The organism is Telluria aromaticivorans (assembly GCF_013003915.1).
Lineage (GTDB): Bacteria > Pseudomonadota > Gammaproteobacteria > Burkholderiales > Burkholderiaceae_D > Telluria > Telluria aromaticivorans.
Window position 1 is genome coordinate 1,004,335 of sequence record NZ_JABAIV010000001.1, and the last position, 15,980, is coordinate 1,020,314.

Here is a 15,980-nt window from a genome sequence, read left to right on the forward strand (position 1 = left end):
GCTGTGCAGTTCGCAACTATCACCGCGTGGGCGGAATCCGCCCACCCTACGAGTGACCGGCGGCTCTTGACGGATCGGCAAGGTCCCCGCCCCCCTGCCGCCGCCGCTCAGCTTCTGCCGAATCCACCGGCGCCACCCGCCTCTTCCAGGCGCTGGCGCAGCTCGGCCACCCTTCCGCGCAGCCGGCGCGCGGCTTCTTCTTCTCCCTGCTGGCCGAGGGTGGAGGCCAGCCGCAACTGGATGCTGAGGGTGTCGGGATGGCTGGCGCCGAGATGGCGCTCGCGGGTCCAGGCCAGCGATTCCTGGATCCGGCGCACCGCCGCCAGGTCGCCCTGCGCGGCAAGGATCTCGGCCAGCGCCTCGCGCGCCTGCAGCGTGGGCGTGGCGTCGGCGCCGTCGTGGCGTTCGCGCGCACGCAGCACGGCTTCGAGCAGCCGGCGCGCGTTGCCAAGGTCGCCCATTTCGCCGAGCAGCTGGGCCAGGCGCTGGCCGCAGCGCAGCGTGTCGCCGTGCTCCCCGCCCTGCAGCCGGCGGCGGCCATCGAGCACCCGCTCGCACAGCACGCGGGCGCGGTCGAATTCGTGCTGGCCGGTGAGCGTCACGGCCAGGTCTTCCAGGCTGTCGAGGGTGGCGACGTGGAAGTCGTCCCACAGGCGCTCGCAGGTGGCCACCACCTGTTCGTGCAGGGCCAGCGCGCGCTCGCCTTCGCCCAGCTGCCCCAGCACGCAGGCCAGGCGCGCGCGCGCGCCCAGGGTTTCGGGATGTTCGGCGCCGACGCTGCGCGCGCAGCCCTGCGCCAGCAATTCGTAGTCGCGGCGCGCTTCGTGCAGGCGGCCAGCCTCGTGGTGCAGCCCCGCCAGCGCGCGCAGGCCGGCGCGCGACTGGCTGTGGTCTTCGCCCAGCGCGCCGCGGCACAGGGACAGGCTCTCGACCAGCAGTTCGTCGGCTTCGCCGGTGCGGCCTTCGTCGCGGCACAGCGCGCCGAGCCGGGCCAGGCTGGATGCCAGCGGAATCGCCAGCGGATTTGCCGTCGAAGCAGCGGCAAGGTCGGCCCGGTTGCGCGCAACCGCCGTGCGCAGGCGCACCTCGGCCAACGACTGCCACGGGAAGTGGCCATGCGCCAGCCAGGACAGCAGGCCGGCGGCCGGAGGCGCCAGGGCGCGCTGCTCGGCGCCCGCGGGGGCGATGGCGACGGCGTCGGCGAGCGGCAGCTGGAGCTCGTCGAACCAGCTGTCCAGGCGCAGGCGCGTCATGCCATAGGCGCCGCGCAGCAGCGCCTCCAGGCGCGGCTGGTAGCCGGCCAGGCCGGCGCTGGTGTCGCCGCGCCGCCAGCGCTGGCCCGGATCGCTGCGCGCGCCGTCGGCGCTGCAGGCTACCGGGTACACTATCAGTGGACGCTGTTCGTCTTCGTGGGTGCAGCGGTAGTCGATGGCGCGTTTCACCACGCCCTCCAGGCCATCGAGGCTGCCGGGGGCCGGCGTGAACAGGCCCACGATGCGGTCGGGCAGCAGCGTGGTGCAGACGCTGACGCTCGACGAGCGGCCCGCGCGGCTGGCAATGAGCACGTGGCCGAAATGGCGCCGCATGCGCGCGGCGAAGCGGCGGAACAGCGCCGGGCAGGCATCGAACAGCCCGTCCCAGTCTAGGCGCCCGGCGCGGTCGGCATAGCCGTCGTCGAAGCGCCCGGCGCGCATCAGGTAGAGCGGGCGGCGGCCATCGGCGCGCTGGGCATAATTGCGCCAGTCGACGGCATCGAGCACTGCTTCGGCCAGCGCTTCGCCGCAGTCGCCATTGGCGAAGCGCTGGCGCCGCAATCCGTCGCGCAGGGCGCCGAAGTATTCGACCAGGCCAGGCGCCGGCGCCGCGGCGCCCTGTTCTTCACAGGCCGCATCGAGATCCAGTGCGAGCCAGGCATGCAGCGAAGGCGCATCGAGGTCCCAGTCGATCACCAGCACCGGTGCATGCGAAGGGTCGCCTGCCAGCTGCAGCGCGGTGGCGGCAAGCAGTCCGTTGCGGGCGGGTCCGCCCTCGTAGGCATAAAACGTGGTCACTGCGCCGGGCCCCTCCAGCGCTGGAAGGGGTGCCCTGTTCTCGTTCTTGTCCATGCAGCTCCTCATTTTTTCGGGAAGGTCAGGTCGGGCAGCGTGCGCCACTCTGGTGGGACATCGGGGAGCACGAATTGGTTGCAGTCATGGTTGGGTGGCGTATGCTTTTTTTGGCATTGGTAATGCGTCGCGATGCGCTTGACCATCTTGTCGATGTCAGGCAAGAAGTCGGGGTTCGACTTGATGTCGGCCGTCGCCATCGTGAAGTGGGAAAAGTCCACGTAGAAGCTGCTCTCGGTAATCTGCGGCGGCAGCGAATCGGGGTGGCGCGTCATGATCACCGGGATGATCAGGTGGCTGGGCAAGGTGTACCAGTTCGAGCGCTCGGCCTCGAGCTGGCGCATGGCGGCGTATTCCCGGCGCGTATAGGCATGGGCCTCGTACTTGGGCGTATAAATCAGGATCATGCAGACGCTCTCGCACATCGCGCGCGCAATCTTGCGGTCGAGGTCATCGCCGCCACCAAGCTGCTCGGTGTCGATAAACAGTTCGTCTTCGTTGTCGAAGTAAGGTTCGAGATAGCAGCGCAGGGCATCGGCCAGGGCGGTCTTGAACCGTTTCATCAGGTCATGCTTGCCGTGCGCGTAGCTGAAGAAACACCCGTAACGGATAGCCATTGCCTGCTCCCCATTCCAATATGCCAAAGGCGTACCGCTCGACTCTAGCGCTGCCGACCCCAGCCGCTTTGAGTGGGCACAAGCGTGCCAGCGGCCTCGTCGGTATTGGCTGCATGTGGTCTTCAGGCATAATTCCGCCGATTAACGAACATGAACCAAAGCTGGAGGAAAGCAAATGAAAGCCGTGCGATGCAAGGATTGGGGACCGATCGACAGCCTGGTGATCGAGGACCTCCCGGACCTCGTGCCCGCCGCGGGCGAAGTCGTGGTCGACGTGAAAGCGGCCGGCGTGAATTTCCCGGACGTGCTGACGGTGCAGGGCAAATACCAGGTGCGCCCGGAACTGCCCTTTACGCCGGGGAATGAGTTCGCGGGCACCGTGCGCGCCGTCGGTCCGGGTGTGACCGCGTTCGCGCCGGGCCAGGGGGTGATCGGTTTTACCCGCACCGGCGCCTTTGCCGAGCAGGCCATTGCGCCCGTCGAGGCCTTGATGCCGATGCCGCCCGGGATGGACTTCGACACCGCTGCGGCCATCACCCTCACCTACGGCACTTCGCACCATGCGGTGGTGGACCGCGGCGCCTTGCAGGCCGGCGAGACCATGCTGGTGCTGGGCGCGGCCGGCGGCGTCGGGCTGGCGGCGATCGAGATCGGCAAGGCGCTCGGTGCGCGCGTGATCGCGGCGGCATCGAGCGATGCGAAGCTGGCGATCTGCCGCGCGCATGGAGCCGATGTCGTCATCAACTACGAGAAGGAAGACCTGCGCCAAGCGCTGAAGGCGGCGACCAACGGGCGCGGGCCGGACGTGATTTATGATCCGGTCGGCGGGCCGTACAGCGAGCCGGCGCTGCGCTCGATTGCCTGGCGCGGGCGGCACCTGGTGGTGGGCTTTGCAGCGGGCGAGATTCCAAAGCTGCCGTGGAATTTGATGCTGTTGAAGGGGGCGTCGGTGGTGGGCGTATTCTGGGGAGACTTCGTGCGGCGCGAGCCGGCGGCGAACCTGGCGGCGATGCGGCAGATGCTGGGGTGGATGGCGGAGGGGAAGCTGAAGCCGCTGGTGTCTGCCAGATATCCGTTAGCGGATACGGCGCGGGCTTTGAATGACATGGCGGCGCGGAAGGTGATGGGGAAAGTCGTCATCAATCCCTAAAGGCAGAACGGCCGCACCCCGTAGGGTGGGCAGGTTTCCTGCCCACGCGGTCAACGCACGCATGCAATCCACGGAGCGGGCCGGGAGACGTAATTTGAACGCGCGGGCGGCGAAGCCGCCCACCCTACATCACGTCGGCGGCTTGAAGAACTCGATCACTTCCGACTGCACGCGCGTGCGCTTGAACGGCGGCAAACTCTGCCAGATCCGCCGCCCATACGGTTTCGTGATCAAGCGCGGATCGCAAATCATCAAGACCCCGCGGTCATCCACGTCGCGAATCAAACGCCCTGCCCCCTGCTTGAGCGTGATGATCGCCTCCGGCAGCTGGTGGTGCATGAAGCCGTTCATGCCCTGCTTTTCCATCACCTCGATGCGCGCCGCCAGCACCGGGTCGTCCGGTGGCGCAAACGGCAGCTTGTCGATGATCACCAAGGAAAGCGCTTCGCCGCGCACGTCCACGCCTTCCCAGAAGCTCTGGCTGCCGACCAGCACCGCATTGCCGGCATTGCGGAAGGAGTCCAGTAATTCGGTGCGGCCACGCTCGCCCTGCACGAACAGCGGGAAGTCCAGCCCGCGCTCGGCGAATTCGGTGCGCAGGCGCTCGGCGACCTTGTTCACGGCGCGAATCGTCGTGCACAGGAAGAAGGTGCGCCCGCCGGCGGCCTCGATGATCGGCAGCGCGATGTCGACCACGGCGTCGGTGTAGTGCATCGAGTTCGGTTCCGGCAGGCCGGTCGGCACGTACAGGATGCCCTGCTCGCTGTAGTTGAACGGGCTGGGCCAGGTCATGGCCGGCTCGCCGGTCAGGCCCATCTGCTCGGAGAAATGCTTGAAGTCGTTTTTTACTGCCAGCGTCGCCGAGGTGAAGATCCAGCTGCGCGGCGTGCCTTCGCGTTGGCTCGAGAAGATCGGTGCGATCGACAGCGGCGTCTTGTGCAGCTGCAGCGACCCCGAGAAAGCCTCGACCCACAGCACCGCCTCGTCGCCCTCGACCACTTTGCCCTTCTTTGGATCGGCCTTCCAGGCCTCGTAGGAAGCGGCCAGTTCCAGCGCCCGCACGCGGCAGGCCTCGATGGTCTCGGCGCGCGCGGCGTGTTCTTCCAGCACCGTGATCATGCCGGACAGCTCTTCTTTCAGCTTGGCCAGCGCCGGGAAAAAGGCGGACGTCGGCAACACCTGCGGCAGCGACAGGCGCGTGCTGCCTTCGGGGAAAGTCAGGCGCAAGTCGCGCGCGGCTTTTTCGACCACGGTCACGACCTTGCCCCAGTCCGGTCCGCGCGCATGCGCCAGGCCTTCGGCCAGCACGTCGCGGCACAGTTCGAGCACCTGCGAGGTCGAGACCGAGGTGCCGAAGAACAGCGTCGCGGTGTCCGGCAACTGGTGCGCCTCGTCGAAGATGATGGTGTTGGCCGACGGCAGCAGCTCGGCCACGCCGGTGTCCTTCAGCGCGACGTCGGCGAAGAACAGGTGGTGGTTGACCACCACCACATCGGCTTGTTGTGCTTCCCTGCGCGCCTTCATCACGAAGCAGTCCTGGTAGTACTGGCACTCGGCGCCCATGCAGGTGTCGCGGGTCGAGGTGACCAGGTTCCACACGGTCGCGGTTTCCGGCACCTTGGCCAGTTCGGCCTTGTCGCCCGAATTGGTCATCTTGATGAAGCGCGAGATCTCGCGCAGGTGGCCGACGTCGTCGCGCGAGGTCAGGCGGCCGTTGCTCAGCGTGCGTTCCAGGTGGAAGTGGCAGACATAGTTCGAGCGGCCCTTGAGCAGCGCCACCGAGACCGGCGCGCGCAGTGCGGCGCGGATGGTCGGGATGTCGCGCAAAAACAACTGGTCCTGCAGGTTCTTGGTGCCGGTCGAGATGATCGTCTTGCCGCCCCACAGCAGTGCCGGGACCAGGTAGGCAAAGGTCTTGCCGGTACCGGTGCCGGCTTCCGCCATCAGGACTTTCTGGTCGGCCATGGCCTGTGCCACGGCCTTGGCCATCTCGGTTTGCGCCTGGCGCGGCTTGAAGGTGCCGACGGCGGGCGCGAGCGGGCCGCCCGCACCGAATAAACGGTCGAGCTCGTCGTCATACTTGCCGGGCGGGCGAACGCTGGCGGGCAGGACGTCGCCGGCCGGGGACGAGGCCGCCGTGCCTGCCGGCCCGGCGGCGGGGCCGGAGACCGGAACAGATGCGGGGAGATGATCGGTCAAAATGCTTTGTTTCTCGGTAGCCGTTAAACGGCGAATGGGTTCAGGCTGGAATGTCGGGGACCAGCTGCATCTTCAGCAGGGTAATATGATCCTTGAGCTGCAGCTTACGCTTTTTCAAACGGCGCAGCTGGAGCTGGTCGCCGTGGCCGTCCGCAGTCAGCATCGAAATGACGGCATCGAGGTCGCGGTGTTCCACGTCGAGTTCGATGATGCGGCGCTGGAGGTCCTGGACGTCGGTCATGATTGCTGTTCCAAACAGTTCTGTTCAAAGCGTTTGCGGGAAAAAGGGCGATCTGGCCGGCGCTTGGGCGGCTCGCGAGCCATGCAGGTGTGTGTTCGGCTTGCAACACCACGGCTTCTCGGTGCATAGTTTAATCTACGCTGAGGTTGCCGCCAACAAAGTTCGGCGCGGGCGCTACGGAAACACACGTTTATGACACCATACAAGATCGAAGCGGGCACCGCGCAACACATCGGCAACCGCCCGCAGCAGAACGACCGCATTGCCCTGTACACCGGCGCACGTGCGCCCGGCTACATGCTGGCGGTGCTGTCCGACGGCATCGCCAGCCCGGCGGCCTCGGAGCAGGTGCTGCACACGGCGCGCCAGGTCTTCGACGAATTCAAGCCCGGCGACCACCCGGGCATCGAGCGGATCGCCCAGCTGCTGCGCGACATCGTCAGCGAAACCCATCTCGTCATCAAGATGAATGCCCTTACTTCCCAGGCCGAGGCGCACGCCAGTTTCGTCGGGCTGGTATTGACGCCGCATGGCGAGGCGGTGTGGGGGCATGTCGGCGACTCGCGCCTGTACCGCTTCCAGCACGGCAAACCGGTAGCGCGCACCAGCGATGCCGACTACGTGCAGCACCTGGTGGCGAGCGACCGCCTGCCCGAAGACGCGGCAAAAAACCACCGCAAGTCGAAACTGCTGCTCAACATGCTGGGCAACAGCCGCAAGGAGCCCTTCGTTGCCATCGGCAGCCACAGCGGGCTGGCGCCGGGCGACAGCTTCCTGCTGTGCTCGGACGGCTTGTGGCATTTCTTTACCGACGCAGAACTGGCGGCTGCCATCGGCCGCGCCTCGCCGCGCCAGGCGTCCGAAATGCTGATCAACAAGGCGGGCGAGCGCTCGCAGGGCAAGGGCGGGAATTGCACGATGGGGATCGTGAAGCTGGTGAAGCCGCCGCAGGGAGTGGCGGGGACGGTGTCGCAGAGTGTGTGAGGGGTGGCGGCGTAGCGGCGTCGAGATCAATCTCATTCTTCCAATAGCTTAGAAACCGTCATCCCGGCGCAGGCCGGGATGACGGTTTTAAGTGTGATGGCTCATGGATACGGCTCGGTACGCGCGGCTACAGAATAGAGTGTCGTCCTTACTTCCCCACCGGCGCAGCCGCCTTCGCTTCCTCATTCGCCTTCTTCGCCGCAGCCTTCGCCTCGCGCTCGGCCTTGCGGGCCGCCACGTCGCGCTGGCGCTGTTCCGACTTGCGCTTGCGTTCCTCGAAGGCCGCCACATTCGCTGCCGCCTTCGCCGCGTCTTCCGGCGCGCGCGCCGCTTCTTCCCTGGCCTTGGCATTACGGCGGGCGATGCGGGCGGCGGCCGGCGATGGCTTCGGTGGCGCGATGGCAGAAGTCTCGCGTGGCGGTGCCGGCGGCTGGGCAGCCAGCGCGGCTTCTTCGGCCTTGAATTGGGCGTCAGCTGCCGCGATCTCGCGGTCGCGCTCTTCCACCTTCAGGCGGCGCTTGAAGCGTTCGGCCTCGATCTCGATATTACGCTGGGCGACCAGGGCCGCGCGGCGGCGTTCCTTGGCTTCGTCGAGGCAGTTATTCACGAAGAACTTCTCGTAGCAGACCGCTTCGCGTTCGGCGAAGCGCGCTTCGATCGCGGCGCGCTCGGTGGCGACTGCGGCCAGGCGCGTATCGGCCTGGGCGATCGAGGTGCTCGGCTCGACCGCCGCCACCGACGGCCCCGGCTCGACCGTCGAACACGCAGCAAGCGCCACGCTTGCTATGACAATGGCTACACCACGCAATACTGGATGACTCGTCATGGATTTCCTTAAGTTCGATCAGGCGATGGCGTCCGCCGCCCCGCGCCGTTCGGCGAGCATGTACTCGCGCGACTGCATTTCAATGATACGCGAGACGGTGCGGTGGAATTCGTTTGCCAGCATGCCTTGCGTGTACAGCTCCTCGGGCTCCACCGCCGCCGCCATGATCAGCTTGACCTTGTGGTCGTAGAACACGTCGATCAGCCAGGTGAAGCGGCGCGCTTCGGACGACTGGCCAGCGGACATTGCAGGAATGCTCGACAGGACCACGGTGTGGAAGCGGGTTGCCAGTTCGAGGTAATCGTTCTGCGAACGCGGGCCGCCGCACAGGGTCGCGAAATCGAACCAGATCACGCCGCCGGCGCGGCGCAGCGCGCGGATCTCGCGGTTCTCGATGTGCACGATCGGGCTCTCGTCGGCCGTATCGGCCACCTTGGCGTACGCTTCACGCAGCGCATGGTCCGAGGCCGCGTTCAGCGGCGTGTAATAGGCCTCGACCTGCTCGAGCGCACGCTTGCGGTAGTCGTTGCCGGCATCGACGTTCAGCACGTCCAGCTTGTCCTTGAGCAGGGCGATGGTCGGCAGCATGCGGTCGCGGTGCAGGCCGTCCGGGTAGAGCGTGGACGGCTCGTAGTTCGAGGTCATCACGAAGCTCACGCCATTGGCGAACAGGGCGGACAGCAGGTTATACAGGATCATCGCGTCGGCGATGTCGGACACGTGGAATTCGTCGAAGCAGATCAGGCGGTACTTCCTGGCGATGCGCTTGGCGACTTCGTCGAGCGGATCGGCCACGCCTTTCAATTCGTCCAGCTGGCCGTGCACGGCGCGCATGAATTCGTGGAAGTGCAGGCGCGTCTTGCGCACCACCGGCACCACCGAATAGAAGGAGTCCATCAGGAAGGACTTGCCGCGCCCTACCCCGCCCCACATGTAGACGCCTTTCGGCACGTCCGGACGGTTGATGAGGCGCTTGAAAGCGGACGACCGCTGGGCCTTGTAGTCGACCCAGTCGTCGTACGCCTGCTGCAATCTGGCCACTGCGGCCTGTTGGGCCGGGTCGGACGTGAAGCCGCGCTCGGTAAGCGCGTGCTGGTAGTACTCTTGGACGTTCATGGATGCTTCATTCAATACGGGGTGGCGTACACGGGATCGGCAACATCGCCGGCCCCGATAAACGTAGGGTGGGCGGGTCTCCCGCCCGCGCGTTCAAATCACGTATCGAGGCCCGCTCCGTGGCGTGCATTTGTACGTTGAACGCGCGGGCGGGGAACCCGCCCACCCTACGGAAAACACGTCCGCCAACGAACATGGCGGAATGTCCGGTAAAACTTAGAAGTTCAGCGAACGCTTGTCCACTGCCAGTGCGGCTTCCTTCACCGCTTCCGACAGCGACGGGTGCGCGTGGCAGATGCGGGCGATGTCTTCCGACGAGGCCTTGAATTCCATCGCGACCACGGCTTCCGAGATCAGCTCCGATGCGACCGGGCCGACGATGTGCACGCCCAGGATTTCGTCGGTGACGGCATCGGCCAGGAATTTCACCATGCCCGAGGTGTCGCCCAGCGCGCGCGCACGGCCATTGGCCATGAACGGGAAGGTGCCGGCCTTGTAGGACACGCCTTCGGCCTTGAGCTGCTGTTCGGTCTTGCCGACCCACGCGATTTCCGGCGAGGTGTAGATCACCCACGGGATCGTGTTGAAGTTGACGTGGCCGTGCTGGCCGGCGATACGCTCGGCAACCGCGACGCCCTCTTCTTCCGCCTTGTGCGCCAGCATCGGGCCGCGCACGACGTCGCCGACTGCCCATACGCCCGGGAGGCTGGTGCGGCATTCGTCGTCGACCACCACGAAGCCGCGCTCGTCCAGCTGCAGGCCGACCGCTTCGCCATTCAGGCCGATGGTGTTCGGCACGCGGCCGATCGAGATGATCAGGCGATCGAACGTGGCTTTCTGCGCTGCGCCGGTGCTGTCCGCGTATTCGACGGTGACGTCGTTGGCGCCCTTGGTGATCGCACCGATCTTGCAGCCCAGGTTGATTGTCAAGCCCTGCTTGACGAACAGCTTGTGCGCTTCCTTGGCGATCTGCTCGTCGACCGCACCCAGGAAGGTCGGCAGGCCTTCGAGCACGGTGACGTCGGCGCCGACACGGCGCCATACCGAGCCCATTTCCAGGCCGATGACGCCGGCGCCGATCACGCCGAGTTTGCCCGGTACCGCTTCGATCGCCAGTGCGCCGGCGTTCGACAGGATCAGCTTCTCGTCGAATTCCGCGCCAGGCAGCTGGCGTGCGTTCGAACCGGTCGCGATGACGACGTTCTTTGCGGTCAGGGTCTCGGTGCTTGGGCCGGTCACGTTGATGGTGTAGCCCCCGTCCGCCTTGCCGGCAAATGCGCCGCGGCCGTGGAAGAAGCTGACCTTGTTCTTCTTGAACAGGAACAGGATGCCGTCGTTGTTCTGCTTGACGATGGTGTCCTTGCGCTTGAGCATCGTGTTCAGGTCGAGCTCGAGGCCCGAGACCTTGATGCCGTGGTCGGCGAAAGCGTGGCCGGCGTGCTCGAAGTGCTCCGACGATTGCAGCAGTGCCTTCGACGGGATGCAGCCGACGTTGGTGCAGGTGCCGCCTGGCGCCGGCTTACCTGCCGCGTTGCTCCACTCGTCGACGCAGGCGACCTTGAAGCCCAGCTGCGCTGCACGGATAGCGGCGATATAGCCGCCAGGACCGCCGCCGATCACGACGACGTCAAATTGTTTGTCACTCATTTGGTAATTCCTTGTTTGGGTCGATCCGGGGTGGGTTGGCTTGGGAGGTCGAGCCGGCTCGAACAGCGGAGCCCTATGCTTCCACCTCACCTTATGAGCCGTCATCCCGGCGCAGGCCGGGATCCAGGTTCGTCGCGTCGCGCCTGCGCTTGAGGCCGGCAGCTATTCGCGAAACTTAGGTTCCGGCCTTCGCCGGAACGACGGTTTCAAGGGTGACGGTGCCAAGGACTGAACCTCAGACCAACGACCTGCAACCCAGACCAATCAGTTTTATTCTTCGGGAACAAAAATCCACAACAGCAGGTAAATCGCGATACCGAACCCGAAGGTCAGGGTGAACAGCGCGAACACCAGGCGCCAGACCCAGGAGTCGACTCCCGAGACCTGCGCCAGGCCGCCGCACACACCGCCCAGCCAGCGGTCGGTGCGCGAGCGGCGCAGCGTGCCCAGCTCACCGGTCAGGGTGCCGTCGCCCTTGCCCAGGTTGACACCCGGGCTGGTGAGGTTGGCGGAAGACAGCACCCGCGCCTTGGCTTGTTCGAATTCGGCGTCGCTCAGCGCGCCGGCCTGGTGCAGCTCGTGCAGCCGCTTGATTTCGTCCGACAGGTTCATGCCTTACTCCTTCAAACTGCGTGCACGGCGCTGCCTGCCAGCGCGCCCCGCGGTTAATGAATTACAGGTCGAGCAGCAGGCGGGCCGGATCTTCCAGCGCGTCCTTCATGGCGACCAGCGCCAGCACGGCTTCGCGGCCGTCGATGATGCGGTGGTCGTACGACATCGCCAGGTAGTTCATCGGGCGGATGACGATCTGGCCGTTTTCGACCACGGCGCGGTCCTTGGTCGCGTGCACGCCCAGGATGGCCGACTGTGGCGGGTTGATGATCGGGGTCGACAGCATCGAGCCGAAGGTGCCGCCGTTCGAGATCGAGAAGGTGCCGCCGGTCAGGTCTTCCAGGGTCAGCTTGCCTTCCTTGGCTTTCTGGCCGAATTCACCGATCTTCTTTTCGATCTCGGCGATCGACATCTGGTCGGCGTTGCGCAGGATCGGCACCACCAGGCCGCGTGGCGAACCGACAGCGATACCGATGTCGAAATAGCCGTGGTAGACGATGTCGTTACCGTCGACCGACGCGTTCACGATCGGGTATTTCTTGAGCGCGGCAACGGCGGCCTTGACGAAGAAGGACATGAAGCCCAGCTTGACGCCGTGTTCTTTCTCGAACTTGTCCTTGTACTTCGCGCGCAGTTCCATGACCGGGGCCATGTTCACTTCGTTGAAGGTGGTCAGGATGGCGTTGGTCGACTGCGACTGCAGCAGGCGCTCGGCGATACGGGCGCGCAGGCGGCTCATCGGTACGCGCTCTTCCGGACGGTCGCCCAGGTTGGCGCTAGGCGCGGCGACTTGCTGCAGCGCAGGCTTGGCGGCTGGGGCTGGAGCAGCGGCTGGCTTGTTGGCGACTGCGGCCAGGGCGTCGCCCTTGGTCACGCGACCGTCGCGGCCCGAGCCGTCCATGCCGGCGGCGCTCATGTTGTTGTCGGCCAGGATCTTGGCGGCGGCAGGCATCGCCACGCCCGATTTCGCCCCCCCAGCGGCAGGAGCGGCCGCCGGCTGTTCGATCGGCGCGTTTGGCGCGGCCGACGGGATGGCTTTCACTTCCAGCGGGCTGGTCTGGGCCGAGGCTTCGGTGTCGATGATGGCGATGACTTCGCCGGCGACGACGGTTGCGCCGTCGGCCTTGAGCAGTTGCACGATCACGCCCGCGCCTGGCGCCGGCAGTTCCAGGACCACCTTGTCGGTTTCGATGTCGATCATGTTTTCGTCGCGCTCGACCGGCTCGCCGACTTTCTTGTGCCAGGACAGCAGGGTTGCTTCAGCAACCGATTCCGACAGGACGGGGACCTTGACTTCGATTTGTGCCATGTTTGTAAACTCCGTTTAGTTATTCTGTGCAATGGCCCCGTACCGAGGTACGGGGCCGTGGTGTGCTTTACTTGGTGAGGAGCAGCACGTGCGAACGTGCGGCGCACCATTCTCACTTCGTGAGAATGAATCCTTTCAGCTTCGAGAACGCGGTTTCCAGCAGTTCCTTTTGCTGCGCCACGTGCTTGTCGGCATAGCCGACCGCAGGGGACGCCGATGCCGGCCGGCCGGCATAGGCCAGGCGCTGGCCATCTTCCAGGCTTTCGAAGATGTTGTGCTGGATCTGGAACCACGGGCCCTGGTTCTGCGGCTCGTCCTGCACCCACACCACCTCAAGCGCATTGCTGAACTTCTTCAGTTCGGCGGCGAACGACTTGTGCGGGAACGGATACATCTGCTCGATACGCACGATGGCGGTATCCGTCGTGCCACGGGTCTTGCGCGAATTGACCAGGTCATAATAAACCTTGCCCGAGCAGACCAGCACGCGCTTGACCTTGCTCGCATCGATCTTCTCGTCCACTTCGCCGATCACGGTCTGGAAACCGCCCTTGGCCAGGTCGGTCAGCGGCGAGCCGGCGTCCTTGTTACGCAGCAGCGACTTCGGCGTGAAGATGACCAGCGGCTTGCGGAACTGGCGCACCATCTGGCGGCGCAGCAGGTGGAAGATCTGCGCGGCCGTGGTCGGCTGCACCACTTGCATGTTGTTGTCTGCGCACAGCTGCAGGAAGCGCTCGATACGGGCCGACGAGTGCTCCGGACCCTGGCCTTCGTAGCCATGCGGGAGCATCATCACCAGGCCCGAGGCGCGGCCCCATTTCACTTCGCCGGAAGCGATGAACTGGTCGATGACGACCTGGGCGCCGTTGACGAAGTCGCCGAACTGGGCTTCCCAGATGGTGAGGGTGTTCGGTTCGGCGGTCGAGAAGCCGTACTCGAAGGCGAGCACCGCTTCTTCCGACAGCACCGAGTCGATCACGGTGAAGTTGGCCTGGTTGTCCGAGACGTTGGCCAGCGGCAGGTAGATGCCCTGGTCCCAGCGCTCGCGGTTCTGGTCGTGCAGCACGGCGTGGCGGTGCACGAAGGTGCCGCGGCCGGCATCCTGGCCCGACAGGCGGATCGCATAGCCCGACGACAGCAGCGAGGCGAACGCGAGGTGCTCGCCCATGCCCCAGTCGAGGTTGACTTCGCCCTTGCCCATGTTGCCGCGGTCGTTCAGGACCTTGTCGACCAGCGAGTGCGGCTTGAAGTCTTCCGGCACCTTGGTGATGCGTTCGGCCAGGCGCTTCAGTTCGGTCATCGGCACGGCGGTATCGGCCGCGTCGGTCCACTTCTTGTTCAGGAACGGCGCCCAGTCGACGGCGTACTTGTTCTTGAAGTTGGTCAGCACCGGATCGACCGTATGCTTGCCGGCGTCCATCGCATTGCGGTAGGCGGCGACCAGCTGGTCACCGCCGTCGGCCGGGATGCTGCCTTGCGCGGACAGCTTCTCCGCGTACAGCTTGCGGGTGCCAGGGTGCTTGGCGATCTTCTTGTACATCAGCGGCTGGGTGAGCGCGGGGGTGTCCTGCTCGTTGTGGCCCAGCTTGCGGTAGCAGACGATGTCGACGACGACGTCCTTGCCGAACTCGGTGCGGTAGTCCATCGCGATCTGCGAAGCCATCACGACCGCTTCCGGATCGTCGGCGTTCACGTGCAGCACCGGTGCTTCGATCATCTTGACGACGTCCGAGCAGTACAGGGTCGAGCGCGCATCGCGCGGGTCCGAGGTGGTGAAGCCGATCTGGTTGTTGATAACGATGTGGACGGTGCCGCCGGTGCCGTAGCCGCGGGTCTGGGCCAGGTTCAGGGTTTCCATGACCACGCCCTGGCCGGCGAATGCGGCGTCGCCGTGCACCAGGATCGGCAGCACTTCCTTGCCCTTGCGGTCGCCGCGGCGTTCCATGCGCGCCTTGACCGAACCTTCGACGACCGGGTTCACGATTTCCAGGTGCGATGGGTTGAAGGCCAGCGACAGGTGGACCGGGCCGCCGGGGGTCGAGATATCGCTCGAGAAGCCCTGGTGGTATTTGACGTCGCCCGATGGCAGGTCGTCGGCGTGCTTGCCTTCGAATTCTTCGAACAGGTCGGCCGGCGACTTGCCCAGGGTGTTGACCAGCACGTTCAGGCGGCCGCGGTGGGCCATGCCGATGACGATCTCCTGCACGCCTTTTTCACCGGCGCGCTGGATCACTTCGTCCATCGAGGCGATGAAGGACTCGCCGCCCTCCAGCGAGAAACGCTTGGCGCCGACGTATTTGGTGTGGAGGTAGCGTTCCAGGCCTTCGGCCGCGGTCAGGCGCTCGAGGATGTGCTTTTTCTTTTCCAGCGTGAAGGCCGGGGTCGAGCGGGTGCTCTCCAGGCGTTCCTGCAGCCAGCGCTTTTCGGTCGGGTCGCTGATGTACATGAACTCGGCGCCGATCGAGCGGCAGTAAGTATCACGCAGCATGTTCAGGATGTCGCGCAGGGGCGCGGTTTCCTTGCCGAAGTAGGTATTGCTGATGTTGAAGACGGTGTCGAGGTCCGCTTCGGTGAAGCCGTAGAAGCTTGGATCGAGCTCTGGCAGTGGCGGACGTTCCTGGCGCTGCAGCGGGTCCAGGTTGGCCCAGCGCGAGCCGAGGTAGCGATAGGCGGCGATCAGCTGGGTGACGGCGACGCGCTTGCGGCCGAGTTCCGCGTCGGTCGAGGCGACCACGGTGCGGATCGGGCCCTGCTTGGCGCGCTCGGCGAACGAGGCGACCACGGACGAGTGGACCACGTCGGTACGGTTCGAGCCGTCGACGGCAGGCACGTTCTGCATCTGGTCGAAATAGGCGCGCCAGTTCTCCGGGACCGAGCCTGGATTGTTCAGGTACGCTTCGTATAACTCTTCCACATACGGCGCATTACCGCCGAACAGGTACGAGTTCGCATTCTGTTGCTGCATCATTCTTGCTCACCTTTCTTCGCGCTTCGCGAGTTTGGGGCGGGTTTAGGTAACCTTCCGCGACACGGCCTGACCGGTTAGCGGACGCACTACTACTCAAGTTGTGGGGAAGGACGTATTTCTATAAAGCCAGTGGCAATCGGACCACTACAGCCAATCAGCACACGTTATTGTAACGCAAGCTCACATGCAGGGCAGATCAGCAGCGC

At 65.3% G+C, this 15,980-nt stretch carries 12 protein-coding genes; 2 read left to right on the plus strand and 10 right to left on the minus strand.

Annotated features, from left to right (window positions below; genetic code table 11):
- Positions 1 to 107 precede the first annotated feature (107 nt).
- Together HGB41_RS04645 and HGB41_RS04650 are read right to left on the minus strand one after the other, a co-directional pair.
- A complete protein-coding gene (locus HGB41_RS04645; RefSeq protein WP_171081500.1) occupies positions 108 to 2,105 on the minus strand; it encodes a tetratricopeptide repeat protein in 1,998 nt (665 codons plus the stop codon).
- An 8-nt stretch (positions 2,106 to 2,113) separates the two neighbouring features.
- Complete coding sequence (locus HGB41_RS04650; RefSeq protein WP_171081502.1) at positions 2,114 to 2,722, minus strand: toll/interleukin-1 receptor domain-containing protein; 609 nt, start codon at positions 2,720 to 2,722, stop codon at positions 2,114 to 2,116.
- A 175-nt stretch (positions 2,723 to 2,897) separates the two neighbouring features.
- On the opposite strand from HGB41_RS04650, the gene HGB41_RS04655 reads away from it, so the two are divergent.
- A complete protein-coding gene (locus HGB41_RS04655; protein ID WP_171081504.1) occupies positions 2,898 to 3,872 on the plus strand; it encodes an NADPH:quinone oxidoreductase family protein in 975 nt (324 codons plus the stop codon).
- A gap of 129 nt (positions 3,873 to 4,001) precedes the next feature.
- On the opposite strand, the gene yoaA is transcribed toward HGB41_RS04655, so the two are convergent.
- Entirely contained in the window at positions 4,002 to 6,071 is a 2,070-nt protein-coding gene (yoaA, locus tag HGB41_RS04660; RefSeq protein WP_371868441.1) for a DNA repair helicase YoaA, read from the minus strand.
- 40 nt (positions 6,072 to 6,111) lie between these two features.
- Positions 6,112 to 6,312, minus strand: coding sequence for a YdcH family protein (locus HGB41_RS04665; protein ID WP_171081506.1), 201 nt, complete (start codon positions 6,310 to 6,312; stop codon positions 6,112 to 6,114).
- A gap of 192 nt (positions 6,313 to 6,504) precedes the next feature.
- Here HGB41_RS04665 and HGB41_RS04670 point away from each other — a divergent pair, with 192 nt between their 5' ends.
- On the plus strand, positions 6,505 to 7,296 hold the full coding sequence (locus HGB41_RS04670) for a PP2C family protein-serine/threonine phosphatase (protein ID WP_171081508.1): 792 nt from the start codon (positions 6,505 to 6,507) through the stop codon (positions 7,294 to 7,296).
- A gap of 148 nt (positions 7,297 to 7,444) precedes the next feature.
- Here HGB41_RS04670 and HGB41_RS04675 read toward each other — a convergent pair whose 3' ends face one another.
- From HGB41_RS04675 to HGB41_RS04700, 6 genes are all read right to left on the minus strand, one after another.
- Positions 7,445 to 8,122, minus strand: coding sequence for a hypothetical protein (locus HGB41_RS04675; protein WP_171081509.1), 678 nt, complete (start codon positions 8,120 to 8,122; stop codon positions 7,445 to 7,447).
- Positions 8,123 to 8,140: 18 nt separating this feature from the next.
- Positions 8,141 to 9,238 (minus strand): cell division protein ZapE, encoded by a 1,098-nt coding sequence (gene zapE / locus HGB41_RS04680; RefSeq protein ID WP_171081511.1) that lies wholly within the window; start codon positions 9,236 to 9,238, stop codon positions 8,141 to 8,143.
- A gap of 216 nt (positions 9,239 to 9,454) precedes the next feature.
- Entirely contained in the window at positions 9,455 to 10,885 is a 1,431-nt protein-coding gene (gene lpdA / locus HGB41_RS04685; RefSeq protein ID WP_171081513.1) for a dihydrolipoyl dehydrogenase, read from the minus strand.
- A gap of 270 nt (positions 10,886 to 11,155) precedes the next feature.
- Complete coding sequence (locus HGB41_RS04690) at positions 11,156 to 11,497, minus strand: PspC domain-containing protein (RefSeq protein WP_171081514.1); 342 nt, start codon at positions 11,495 to 11,497, stop codon at positions 11,156 to 11,158.
- Positions 11,498 to 11,558: 61 nt separating this feature from the next.
- A complete protein-coding gene (gene odhB / locus HGB41_RS04695; protein ID WP_171081516.1) occupies positions 11,559 to 12,806 on the minus strand; it encodes a 2-oxoglutarate dehydrogenase complex dihydrolipoyllysine-residue succinyltransferase in 1,248 nt (415 codons plus the stop codon).
- Between the two features lie 112 nt (positions 12,807 to 12,918).
- Complete coding sequence (locus HGB41_RS04700) at positions 12,919 to 15,774, minus strand: 2-oxoglutarate dehydrogenase E1 component (protein ID WP_171081518.1); 2,856 nt, start codon at positions 15,772 to 15,774, stop codon at positions 12,919 to 12,921.
- Positions 15,775 to 15,980: the final 206 nt, after the last annotated feature.